Raw genomic sequence first — 11,302 nt, forward strand, 5'->3', positions numbered from 1 at the left:
GGTCGCCTGGCAGGTCGGCCGCCGGGTCGGGCTCTCCGGCTACCAGCGGCTGCTGGAGAACGCCCCGGACGGCACCGCCTTCACCAAGCCGGCCGACCTGCGCGCCGGGGGGATCGAATGGCTGTTCGGGTTCCTGCCGGTGCCCTTCGGGGACCTGCTGCTGCCGGCGTTCGCCGCGGCCGTGACGTACACCCTGCTGGCCGGCTGGTCGCGCTGGCCATCGCTGCGCCCGGAGCCGGAGCCCGGCGGCCTCAGTTGGGCGCCGGGGGCGATGCCAGCTCCGACAGCGGCACCGGAACCGCCCGCACCTGGCGCAGCAGAGCCGCCTCGCGGTTGAGCAGCCGCAGCTCGGCGCGGAGCCGGGTGGCGGTGTCGTCGATGGCGAGCAGTCGTTGGCGGTCCGCCACGGTGAGCGCGGCCGTCGCGGCGACCAGGTGGGACAGCACGGTCGGGTCCTCCGGGAGCTGCTCGGAGATCTCCTCCGGATCGGGCCGGATCAGCCCCAGGTACTGCCGGAAGACCGCGATCACCCGGGCCGCGAGCAACTCGGCGACCTCGTCGGTGCCGCCCGGCTCGGGCAGCCACTCCACCTGCGCGGTCAGGTACGGCGCGGCGGAGCGGTCCACCTCGGCGATCCGGAACCGCCGCTTGCCCACCGTGACGATGTCGAAGCCGCCGTCGTCGAGCTCGGTGACCTGCCGCAGCTCGGCGGTGCACCCCACCTCGTGCAGCGTCACGTCACCGCCGTCGGGGGTCGACCGGCCGAGGGCCGGGGCGACCTCCCAGCCGGCCTGGATCGCCACCACGCCGAACTCGCGGGGCGCCCCCTCGGGCAGCCCGACCAGGTGGCGCACCAGCGCGCGGTAGCGCTCCTCGAATATGTGCAGCGGCAGCACGAGTCCCGGAAAGAGCACCGTTGCGAGCGGGAACACCGGCAGCCGCGCAGTCACGCGTCGAGCCTAGCCGGACCGGACGCCCGGGGCGTGGCTCGGCTCACGCCTCCCGCGGTACGGGCGGCGCGGAAAGATCCCGACGAAGCCGCCTAGACTCGCAAGGGTGTTGAATCGGATCGACCTGCGCGGCGGTGTCCGTGACCCGCGCCGCCTGCTGCCCCGTGCCCAGCTCGACGTCTCCGTGGCCGTCGAGCGGATCCGCCCGCTCGTGGAGGCGGTCCGGGAGCATGGGTACCCGGCGATCCGGGAGGCCAGCGAGCGGTTCGACGGGGTCTCCCCGGCGGTGCTGCGGGTGCCGGCCGAGGCGATCGCCGAGGCCGAGGGGACGCTCGATGAGCAGGTGCGCGCCGCGCTGTTGGAGTCGATCGCGCGCGCCCGCCGGGTGCACGCCGACCAGCGGCGCACCGACCACACCACCAAGGTCGTCCCCGGCGGCACGGTGACCGAGCGCTGGGTGCCGGTCGATCGGGTGGGCCTCTACGTCCCCGGTGGCCTGGCGATGTACCCGTCGACCGTGGTGATGAACGTGGTCCCCGCCCAGGCGGCCGGGGTGCGCTCGCTGGTGGTGGTCAGCCCGCCGCAGCAGGACAACGGCGGCCTGCCCGACGCGCGGGTGCTGGCGGCCTGCGCGCTGCTCGGCGTCGACGAGGTGTACGCCGTCGGCGGCGCCCAGGCGGTGGCGATGCTGGCGTACGGCGCGGCGGTCGACGCCGAGGGCAGCGCGCACTGCGACCCGGTCGACATGATCACCGGTCCGGGCAACATCTGGGTCACCGCCGCCAAGCGGCTGCTGCGCGGCGTGGTCGGCATCGACGCCGAGGCCGGCCCGACCGAGATCGCCATCCTGGCCGACGACACCGCCGACCCGGCGCACGTCGCCGCCGACCTGATCAGCCAGGCCGAGCACGACCCCCTCGCCGCCAGCGTGCTGGTCACTCCGTCGGTCGAGCTGGCCGAGGCGGTCGAGCGGGAGCTGGCCCGGCAGGTGCCGGCCACCAAGCACGCCGAGCGGGTCAGCACGGCGCTCAGTGGTGAGCAGAGCGGCGTGGTCCTCGTCGACGACCTCGACGCCGGGCTGCGGGTGGTCGACGCGTACGCGGCCGAGCACCTGGAGATCCAGACCGTGGACGCCCGCGCGTGGGCGATGCGGGTCCGCAACGCCGGGGCGATCTTCGTCGGCGCCTGGTCGCCGGTGTCGCTCGGCGACTACTGCGCCGGCTCCAACCACGTGCTGCCCACCGGCGGCTGCGCCCGGCACTCCTCGGGGCTGTCGGTGCAGTCCTTCCTGCGCGGCATCCACCTCGTCGAGTACACCGAGGACGCGCTGCGCGAGGTGGCCCCGCACGTGGTGACCCTGGCCAACGTGGAGGACCTGCCGGCGCACGGCCAGGCCGTCGCGGTCCGCTTCCCCGGGGGTCCGGCGTGACCACCCTGGACGACCTGCCGCTCCGCGACGACCTGCGGGGCCTGCGGCCGTACGGGGCGCCGCAGCTCGACGTGGCGGTCCGGCTGAACACCAACGAGAACTCCTACCCGGTGCCCGAGCCGGTGGTCGAGGCGATCGGCAAGGCCCTCGCGGCGGAGCTGCGCGACCTCAACCGGTACCCGGACCGGGACGCGGTGGCGCTCCGCGCCGACCTGGCGGCGTACCTCGGCCACGGGCTCACCGTCGAGCAGGTCTGGGCGGCCAACGGCTCCAACGAGATCCAGCAGCAGCTGCTCCAGGCGTTCGGCGGCCCGGGGCGCACCGCGCTCGGCTTCGCCCCGGCGTACTCGATGCACCCGCTGCTGGCGCTGGGCACCGGCACCGGCTGGGTGCCCGGGGTCCGGGGCGCCGACTTCGGGCTGACCGTCGACGACGCGGTGGCCCAGGTGCGCGAGCACCGGCCGGACGTGGTCTTCCTCTGCTCGCCGAACAACCCCACCGGCACCGCGCTGGACCCGGAGGTGGTCGCCGCGGTGCTCGACGCCGCCCCCGGCATGGTGGTGGTCGACGAGGCGTACGCCGAGTTCGCCCGCCCCGGCACGGTCAGCGCGCTGGCCGTGCTGCCCGGTCACCCGCGGCTGGTGGTCACCCGGACGATGAGCAAGGCGTTCGGCTTCGCCGGCGGCCGGCTGGGCTACCTGGCCGCCGACCCGGCGGTGGTGGCCGCCGTGCAGCTGGTCCGGCTGCCGTACCACCTCTCGGCGCTCACCCAGGCCGCCGCCCGGGCGGCGCTGGCGCACCGGGGCGCCCTGCTCGGCACCGTCGACGCGATCAAGGCCCAGCGCGACCGGATCGTCGCCGAGCTGCGCGCCCGCGGCCACCGGGTCGCCGACAGCGACGCCAACTTCGTGCTCTTCGAGGTGGCCGGCGACCAGGCGGTCGCCTGGCGCACCCTGCTCGACGCGGGCGTGCTGGTCCGCGACGTCGCCTGCCCGGCTGGCTGCGGGTCACCGCCGGCACCCCCGCCGAGACCGACGCCTTCCTCACCGCTATGGAGACGCTGACATGAGTCGCACCGCCCGGGTGGAGCGGATCACCAAGGAGACCAAGGTGCTGGTCGAGATCGACCTCGACGGCACCGGCCAGGCCGAGATCAGCACGGGCGTCGGCTTCTACGACCACATGCTGCACCAGATCGCCCGGCACGGCGGCTTCGACCTCACCGTGCGCACCGTCGGCGACCTGGAGATCGACGCCCACCACACGATGGAGGACACCGCGCTGGCCCTGGGCGCCGCCTTCGACCAGGCGCTGGGGGACAAGGCCGGCATCCGGCGGTACGGCTCGGCCACCGTGCCGATGGACGAGGTCCTCGTCCGCGCCGCCGTCGACCTCTCCGGCCGCCCGTACGTGCTGCACGACGAGCCGGCGCTCGCCCCGTACATCGGGCCGGTCTACCCCACCAGCATGACCCGGCACATCTGGGAGTCCTTCGGCCAGTCGGCCCGGATCACCCTGCACGTGGACGTGCTGCGGGCGGCCCGCCCCGGCGGCCACCCGGACGCCCACCACGTGGTGGAGGCGCAGTTCAAGGCGGTCTCCCGGGCGCTGCGCGAGGCCACCGCGATCGACCCGCGCTCGCAGGGCGCGATCCCGAGCACGAAGGGTGCGCTCTGATGAGCGCGAGGAGTGCAGCGGAGCGGAGCCCCGCAGTCGCGAATGAAGGAGAGCTCTGATGGGGCCGGTGCTGCCGACGCTGCTGTTGATCCTGGCCGGCGTGCTGGTCGGCGGGACCTGGTCGTTGCACCGGCAGGGGGCGCCGCGCGGCGCGGTGGTCCTGATGGCGCTGCTGGCCACGCTCGCCACCGTCGGCGGGGTGCTCTGGCTGCTTCCCGGGGAGGGCTGATGACCACGCGGATCGTGGTGCTGGACTACGGCTCGGGCAACCTGCGCTCGGCCGAGCGCGCCCTGGAGCGTGCCGGCGCCGAGGTGACCGTCACCGACGACCTGGCCGCCGCCGCCGACGCGGACGGTCTGGTGGTGCCGGGCGTGGGCGCCTTCGCCGCCTGCATGGCGGGGATCGAGGCGCTCGGCGCCGGCCCGGTGATCGCCGAGCGGGTCGCCGCCGGCCGGCCGGTGCTGGGCATCTGCGTCGGCATGCAGGTGCTCTTCGAGCACGGCGACGAGCACGGCGTGGTCACCAAGGGGCTCGGGCTGCTGCCCGGCGGGGTGACGAAACTGCCCGCCGACCGGCTGCCGCACATGGGCTGGAACACGGTCGACGCGCCGGCCGGCTCGGTGCTCTTCGCCGGGCTGCCCGCCGACAGCCGGTTCTACTTCGTCCACTCGTACGGGGTGAACGACGTCGCCGGGCTGGCCGCCGCCGGTGCTATGGTCACCACCGCCCACCACGGCACCGATTTCGTCGCCGCGGTGGAGCGGGGCGCGCTGTCGGCCGCCCAGTTCCACCCGGAGAAGTCGGCCGACACCGGTGCCGCCCTCCTGCGCAACTGGCTGGCCACGGTTGGCTGAGTCGCCGGAGCCGGCCGGCTCGCGCGCGGCACGTCGGCCGCCGGGGCACCGCGAGGCACGGCGTGAGCAAGGAGCGGGCCCGCCGCCGCGCCGTCCGGGAGGCCGAGGCGCCCGGGAACGCGTCGTGCGCCAGCGCCGGCTGGCCCGCCGGCAGCGCACCCGCACGCTGGTACGCCGGCTGACGCCGCAGTGGCGGCGGGGTCGCACCGGTCGGCTGGGCCGCCGCAGCCGGGGGGAGCGGGCCGCGATCGTCGGCCTGAGCCTGGCCGCGCTGTTCGGGATCTGGACGTTCGTCGACGATCTGGCGTTGCGCCTGGTGCTGGTCGTCCTGCTGCTGCTGGTCCTGCCGGCGATCGTCGTGATCGCGCTGGACCGTCGGATCTGATGCGAGGAGAGAGAAGTTGAGCCTCACCCTGTTGCCCGCCGTGGACGTCGCCGACGGCCAGGCCGTCCGGCTCGTGCAGGGCGCCGCCGGCAGCGAGACCGCGTACGGCGATCCGCTGGAGGCCGCGCTGGCCTGGCAGGCCGACGGCGCCGAGTGGATCCACCTGGTCGACCTGGACGCGGCGTTCGGTCGGGGCTCCAACGCGCACCTGCTCGCCGAGGTGGTGCGGCAGCTCGACGTGAAGGTGGAGCTCTCCGGCGGCATCCGGGACGACGAGTCGTTGCAGGCGGCGCTGGGCACCGGGGCGGCCCGGGTGAACATCGGCACCGCCGCGCTGGAGGACCCGCAGTGGTGCGACCGGGTCTGCGGCGAGTACGGCGACCGCGTCGCGATCGGGCTGGACGTGCGCGGTCGTACCCTCTCCGCCCGGGGCTGGACCCGCGACGGCGGTGACCTGTGGGAGGTGCTGGAGCGGTTGGACAAGGCGGGCGCCGCCCGGTACGTGGTGACCGACATCACCAAGGACGGCACCATGCGCGGGCCGAACCTGGACCTGCTGCGCGAGGTCTGCGCGCGCACCGACGCGCCGGTGATCGCCTCGGGCGGCGTGTCCACCCTGGACGACCTGCGGGCGCTGGCCACCCTGGAGCCGATCGGGGTGGAGGGCGTGATCGCCGGCAAGGCGCTCTACGCCGGCGCGTTCACCGTGGCCCAGGCGCTGGAAACGCTGGCCGCCGCGTGACCGTCACCCGCCTGGGCTCGGGCGGCCCGTGGGAGGCCGTCTACGGCTACGCCCGGGTGGTCCGGGCGGGCGACCTGGCCTGGACGGCGGGGTGCACGTCGACCGTGGACGGTCGGGTGACGCACGTCGGCGACGCCGCGGCGCAGACCGCGCAGGCGCTGCGGATCGGGCTGGACGCGCTCGCCGAGGTGGGCGCCGAGCCGGGCGACGTGGTCCGGACCCGGATGTACGTGACCGACCGGGGCTACGCCGACGAGGTGGGCCGGGCGCACAACGCGGTGTTCGGGGCCGTCCGTCCGGCGGCGACGATGGTGGTGGTGGCCGGCCTGCTCGACCCCGACCAACTGGTCGAGGTGGAGCTGGAGGCCTGGCTCGGCGACCGCTGACCCCGGCCGCCCCGCCCGGGTGGCCGGGTGGGCGCGGCCACATCCCGGCCAGATCGGTTGTGCACAATTCAATCGTGGGCTACGGTTTCCCGGTGACCGATGATCTGGTGCTACGTCGACAGGTGTGCTTCGCGCTCTACGCCGCGTCGCGCGCCCTCACCGACGTCTACCGGCCCATCCTCGACGAGGTCGGCCTGACCTACCCGCAGTACCTGGTGCTGCTGGTGCTCTGGGAGCGTGAGGACGCCCCCACGGTCTCCGAGCTCGGCGCCGCGCTGCGGCTGGACTCCGGCACGCTCTCCCCACTGCTCAAGCGGTTGGAGGCGGCGGGATTCGTGGTCCGGTCCCGGTCGGCGCGCGACGAGCGACGGGTGGAGGTGGGGCTCACCGCCGACGGTCGGGCCCTGCGGCAGCGGATGGACGAGGTGCCGCTGCAGGTCGCCCGCGCCACCGGCCTCACCGAGGCCGAGCTGATCGCCCTGCGCGACACCCTCACCCGGGTCACCGAGACGATCCACCGACAGAAGGAGCAGTGACCATGCAGGTGCTCTACACCGCGTCCGCCCTCGCCAGCGGCGACGGCCGGGACGGCCACGTCCGCACCTCCGACGGCACCGTTGAGCTGGACCTGGCGGTCCCGAAGGAGATGGGCGGCGCCGGTGGCGCGGCCAACCCCGAGCAGCTCTTCGCCGCCGGCTACGCGGCCTGCTTCCACTCGGCGCTGCGCCTGGTCGCCCGCCGGGCCAAGGCCGACGTCTCCGGCTCGGTGGTCGAGGCCGAGGTCGGCATCGGCCCGAACGGCAGCGGCGGCTTCGGCCTGACCGTCGCCCTCCTGGTCGACCTGCCCGCCGTCGAGCGCACCGCCGCCGAGCAGCTGGTCGCGCAGGCCCACCAGGTCTGCCCGTACTCGAACGCGACCCGCGGCAACATCGAGGTCGCCCTCACCGTCCGCGAGGCCGCCGCGGCCTGAGCGCCGCCCGGCCCTTCTTCCCGCGTACGAAAGGACGACCCCCGTGAGCACCAACCGTGAGATCCACCTGGCCTCCCGCCCCCAGGGCTGGCCGACCGCCGACAACTTCCGCCTCGTCGAGACCGAGGTGCCGACGCCCGGCCCCGGCCAGATCGTGGTCCGCAACCAGTTCATGTCGGTCGACCCGTACATGCGGGGGCGGATGAACGACGTGAAGTCGTACGTCCCGCCGTTCCAGCTCGGGGCGCCGCTCGACGGCGGCGCGGTCGGCGAGGTCGTGGCCAGCGAGGCCGACGGCGTCAAGGTCGGCGACACCGTGCTGCACGGCCTCGGCTGGCGGGAGTACGCGCTGCTCGACGCCAAGGCCGCCCGCCCGGTCGACCCGACGATCGCGCCGGTGAGCGCGTACCTGAGCGTGCTCGGCATGACCGGTCTGACCGCGTACGCCGGGCTGCTCGACGTGGCCGGCATGCAGCCGGGGGAGAGCGTCTTCGTCTCCGCCGCCGCCGGCTCGGTCGGCAGCCTGGTTGGCCAGATCGCCAAGCTCAAGGGCGCCGGGCACGTGGTCGGCAGCGCCGGCTCGGCGGCCAAGGTCGAGCGGCTCAAGGCGCTCGGCTTCGACGCGGCCTTCGACTACCACGACGGCCCGGTACGCGACTCGCTCAAGGCGGCCGCCCCCAACGGCATCGACGTCTACTTCGACAACGTCGGCGGCGACCACCTGGAGGCGGCGATCTCGGCGATGAACCTGCACGGCCGGGCCGCCATCTGCGGCATGATCGCGCAGTACAACGCCACCGAGCCGCCGGCCGCCCCGCGCAACCTGGCGCTGGTCATCGGCAAGCGGCTCACCCTGCGCGGCTTCCTCGTCGGTGACCACGGCAACCTGCGCGAGCAGTTCGTGCGGGACGTCTCCGGCTGGCTGCGCGACGGCAGGCTCTCGTACGACGAGACGGTCGTCGACGGCATCGAGAACGCCCCCGAGGCGTTCCTCGGCCTGCTGCGCGGCGAGAACCTGGGCAAGATGCTCGTCCGGGTGTGAGTCCCGGTCCGACGCGCGGCGGTGGCCGGCCTCACAGGTCGGTCACCGCCGTCTGCCCGTTGGATAGGCTCGCCACATGACGGTGGCGGTACGGGTGATTCCGTGTCTGGACGTGGACGCCGGGCGGGTGGTCAAGGGGGTCAACTTCCTCGACCTGCGCGACGCCGGCGACCCGGTGGAGCTGGCCGCCGCGTACGACCGGGCCGGCGCGGACGAGTTGACCTTCCTCGACGTCACCGCCTCCGCCAGCGACCGGGGGACCATGCTCGACGTGGTCCGGCGCACCGCGGAGTCGGTCTTCATTCCGCTGACCGTGGGCGGTGGCGTACGGCAGGTCGCCGACGTCGACACCCTGCTGCGGGCCGGCGCGGACAAGGTCGGGGTGAACACCGCCGCGATCGCCCGCCCGGAGTTGATCGCCGAGATCGCCGACCGGTTCGGCCGGCAGGTGCTGGTGCTCTCGCTGGACGTGCGCCGGGCACCGGCGGGCACCACGCCCAGCGGGTTCGAGGTGACCACGCACGGCGGCCGCCGGGGCACGGGCCTGGACGCCGTCGAGTGGGCGCGGCGCGGTGCCGAGCTGGGAGCGGGGGAGATCCTGCTCAACTCGATGGACGCCGACGGCACCAAGGCCGGCTTCGACCTGGCGCTGATCCAGGCGGTTCGCGCGGTGGTGGACGTGCCGGTGGTGGCCAGCGGCGGCGCCGGCGAGGTGGCGCACTTCCCGCCGGCCATCGGCGCGGGCGCCGACGCGGTGCTCGCGGCGAGCGTCTTCCACTTCGGCGAGCTGACCGTCGGCGAGGTCAAGGACGCGCTGAAGGCCGCCGGTCACCCCGTCCGCTGAGGCGCGTGGCCCGGCCCCGCCGTCACCCCGCCGCGTCCGTCACCCGGCGCCGCGGATCCCCTGGCCGTGGTTCCCCCGGTCCCTGGTTCCCGGGGCGTGCCGAGGTCAAGGGACACGTTCCGGTGTGAGCGTGATACCTCTCAGGTATCAATATGACTCTGCGGTATCACCCTCACCAGCGTGGTGCCTTCCGCCGGCTCAGCCCGCCGGCGCGGCTCAGCGGCCGGTCCGCCCCTCGGGCGAGCGGCGCGGAGCCGGGATCGACCGGACGATGTACTCCTGGACGGCGGCGGCGTGGTCCTCCTCGGGCAGGTGCCACTCGGCGCTACCGGGGGTGTGCCGCCGGACCAGTACCCCCTGCACGGTGTCCACGGTGGTCCCCACGCCCGCGCTCGGCCGGGTGCGCCAGAGCCGCTCGCCGTCGGGGGTGATCCGGAACCAGCCGTCGGAGACGCTGACCAGGCCGGCGCCGGCCAGCCGGCGGACCGCCGCCTCGACGTCCTCCCGCTCCGGGATCGCCTGGTTGAGGTGCTCCGCGGTGGAGAGGACGTCGGTCAGCCGGACGCCCTCCGGGCGCCGGGTGTCCGCCGCGCGGCGGTGCCGTCCGGCGCCGCTCGCGATCACCAGTGACACGAAGATCCAGGCGTCGTTCCAGCGCCATCCGCTCTCCCCCATGCACGAATGATGCCCGGCGGGGTCGGCGGAGGAAACACCTACTTTCCCGCCGTGACGTCAGCGCAGCTCAGCGAGGGTGACCACCGGGGTGTCGGGAGTGGACCGGGGCGGGACGGTGAACAGCGGGGTGAACAACTGGGCCAGCGGACCGATGGCGAGGGCGTACGCGACGGTGCCGATGCCCGCCGTGCCGCCGAGCAGCCAGCCCAGGGCCAGCACGGTCACCTCGATGCCGGTGCGGACCAGCCGCACCGAGCTGCCGGGCCGCCGGGCGACCAGCCCGGTCATCAGGCCGTCGCGCGGGCCGGGGCCGAGGTCGGCGCCGAGGTAGAGGCCGGTCGCGACGCCGTTGGCGACGATGCCGGTGACCAGCAGGCCGATCCGCGCCGGCAGCGGCAGATCCTCCGGGAGCAGTGCCACGGTGGCGTCCACGGACAGGCCGATCACCAGGACGTTGCTGACCGTGCCGAGCCCGGGCCGCTGCCGCAGCGGGATCCAGAGCAGCAGCACCACCGCGCCGACCAGGATGCTCGCCGTGCCGACCGAGATGCCGGTCTGCCGGGACAGGCCCTGGTGGAAGACGTCCCAGGGGTTCAGCCCGAGGCCGGAGCGGATCATCAGCGCCATGCTGACGCCGTAGAGGACCAGCCCGACGTAGAGCTGGGTGAGCCGCCGGACCGGCCGGTGCCGCAGATTGCCAATCGCTGCCATGCATGCCACCCTAGGTGCCAATCGTGGCGAGAGAAGAGCCAATTTGGGAGGGGTGGCCGTGACCAGTCAGGTGCGGGGAGCCCAATTGGCTCGGCTGCTGGGGCAGTGGCACGCGCTTCCGGGCCGCCGTCGCAGCCCGGACTACGCCGCGCTCGCCGCCGCGGTCCGTGGCCTGCTCGCCGACGGCCGGCTCCCGCTCGGGGTACGCCTGCCGGCCGAGCGGGAGCTGGCCGAGGCGCTGCGGATCAGCCGGACCACGGTCACCGCCGCGTACCGGCAGCTGCGCGAGACCGGGCACCTGGCCAGCCGGCGCGGGGCGGCAGCTGGACCATGCTGCCCGGCACCCACCGGGTGGCCAGCACCGGGCTGTGGACCCCGCTGGACGACCGCGACATGATCGACCTGGGCGTCGCCGCGCTGGCCGCCCCGCCGCAGCTCGTGCCGGCCGCCCGCGCCGCCGCCGAGGACCTGCCCCGCTATCTCGGCGCGCCGGCTACCACCGACCGGGATCATCGACGCTGCGCGAGGCGGTGCCCGGTCGTACACCGCGCGGGGCTGCCCACCAGCGCCGACGGCAGCATCATGGTGACCAGCGGTACCCAGCACGCGCTGGACCTGGTGCTCCGGCTGGCGCTG

13 protein-coding genes and 4 pseudogenes are annotated in these 11,302 nt (G+C 74.6%); 14 read left to right on the forward strand and 3 right to left on the reverse strand.

Annotation, left to right across the window (positions count from 1 at the left end; genetic code table 11):
- Window positions 1-337, forward strand: a pseudogene (locus JNW89_RS15465) (DUF2567 domain-containing protein); the annotation flags it as partial.
- Here the strand turns inward: JNW89_RS15465 and JNW89_RS15470 are convergent.
- Window positions 252-950, reverse strand: coding sequence for an LON peptidase substrate-binding domain-containing protein (locus JNW89_RS15470; RefSeq protein WP_238449448.1), 699 nt, complete (start codon window positions 948-950; stop codon window positions 252-254). The pseudogene JNW89_RS15465 and the gene JNW89_RS15470 overlap by 86 nt on opposite strands.
- 106 nt (window positions 951-1,056) lie before the next feature.
- Here JNW89_RS15470 and hisD point away from each other — a divergent pair, with 106 nt between their 5' ends.
- From hisD to hisF, 12 genes and pseudogenes are all read left to right on the forward strand, one after another.
- Window positions 1,057-2,379, forward strand: a complete 1,323-nt coding sequence (gene hisD, locus JNW89_RS15475) for a histidinol dehydrogenase (RefSeq protein WP_238449449.1) — start codon at window positions 1,057-1,059, stop codon at window positions 2,377-2,379.
- Window positions 2,376-3,448 (forward strand): annotated as a pseudogene (locus JNW89_RS15480) (histidinol-phosphate transaminase). The gene hisD and the pseudogene JNW89_RS15480 overlap by 4 nt, the downstream one beginning before the upstream one ends.
- A complete protein-coding gene (gene hisB / locus JNW89_RS15485; protein ID WP_238449450.1) occupies window positions 3,445-4,056 on the forward strand; it encodes an imidazoleglycerol-phosphate dehydratase HisB in 612 nt (203 codons plus the stop codon). Before JNW89_RS15480 ends, hisB begins: the two are co-directional and overlap by 4 nt.
- A 58-nt stretch (window positions 4,057-4,114) precedes the next feature.
- Window positions 4,115-4,285 carry a hypothetical protein gene (locus tag JNW89_RS15490; protein WP_238449451.1) on the forward strand — a complete coding sequence of 57 codons (171 nt, stop codon included), beginning with the start codon at window positions 4,115-4,117 and terminating at the stop codon, window positions 4,283-4,285.
- On the forward strand, window positions 4,285-4,911 hold the full coding sequence (hisH, locus tag JNW89_RS15495; protein ID WP_154943844.1) for an imidazole glycerol phosphate synthase subunit HisH: 627 nt from the start codon (window positions 4,285-4,287) through the stop codon (window positions 4,909-4,911). The genes JNW89_RS15490 and hisH overlap by 1 nt, the downstream gene beginning before the upstream one ends.
- A 62-nt stretch (window positions 4,912-4,973) precedes the next feature.
- Window positions 4,974-5,296, forward strand: a pseudogene (locus tag JNW89_RS15500) (hypothetical protein).
- Between the two features lie 16 nt (window positions 5,297-5,312).
- Entirely contained in the window at window positions 5,313-6,038 is a 726-nt protein-coding gene (gene priA / locus JNW89_RS15505) for a bifunctional 1-(5-phosphoribosyl)-5-((5-phosphoribosylamino)methylideneamino)imidazole-4-carboxamide isomerase/phosphoribosylanthranilate isomerase PriA (protein ID WP_238449452.1), read from the forward strand.
- Window positions 6,035-6,424, forward strand: a complete 390-nt coding sequence (locus JNW89_RS15510) for a RidA family protein (RefSeq protein ID WP_238449453.1) — start codon at window positions 6,035-6,037, stop codon at window positions 6,422-6,424. The genes priA and JNW89_RS15510 overlap by 4 nt, the downstream gene beginning before the upstream one ends.
- A gap of 92 nt (window positions 6,425-6,516) precedes the next feature.
- On the forward strand, window positions 6,517-6,960 hold the full coding sequence (locus tag JNW89_RS15515) for a MarR family winged helix-turn-helix transcriptional regulator (RefSeq protein ID WP_238449454.1): 444 nt from the start codon (window positions 6,517-6,519) through the stop codon (window positions 6,958-6,960).
- Between the two features lie 2 nt (window positions 6,961-6,962).
- Entirely contained in the window at window positions 6,963-7,394 is a 432-nt protein-coding gene (locus JNW89_RS15520; protein ID WP_154943938.1) for an organic hydroperoxide resistance protein, read from the forward strand.
- Window positions 7,395-7,437: 43 nt separating this feature from the next.
- Window positions 7,438-8,436, forward strand: coding sequence for an NADP-dependent oxidoreductase (locus JNW89_RS15525; RefSeq protein ID WP_238449455.1), 999 nt, complete (start codon window positions 7,438-7,440; stop codon window positions 8,434-8,436).
- A 76-nt stretch (window positions 8,437-8,512) separates the two neighbouring features.
- Entirely contained in the window at window positions 8,513-9,280 is a 768-nt protein-coding gene (gene hisF / locus JNW89_RS15530; protein WP_238449456.1) for an imidazole glycerol phosphate synthase subunit HisF, read from the forward strand.
- Window positions 9,281-9,496: 216 nt separating this feature from the next.
- On the opposite strand, the gene JNW89_RS15535 is transcribed toward hisF, so the two are convergent.
- Window positions 9,497-9,955 (reverse strand): hypothetical protein, encoded by a 459-nt coding sequence (locus JNW89_RS15535; RefSeq protein ID WP_154943830.1) that lies wholly within the window; start codon window positions 9,953-9,955, stop codon window positions 9,497-9,499.
- A 57-nt stretch (window positions 9,956-10,012) separates the two neighbouring features.
- Complete coding sequence (locus JNW89_RS15540) at window positions 10,013-10,666, reverse strand: YitT family protein (protein ID WP_238449457.1); 654 nt, start codon at window positions 10,664-10,666, stop codon at window positions 10,013-10,015.
- 58 nt (window positions 10,667-10,724) lie between these two features.
- On the opposite strand from JNW89_RS15540, the pseudogene JNW89_RS15545 reads away from it, so the two are divergent.
- Window positions 10,725-11,302 (forward strand): annotated as a pseudogene (locus JNW89_RS15545) (GntR family transcriptional regulator); the annotation flags it as partial.

It is taken from the genome of Micromonospora sp. 4G55, from assembly GCF_016803375.1.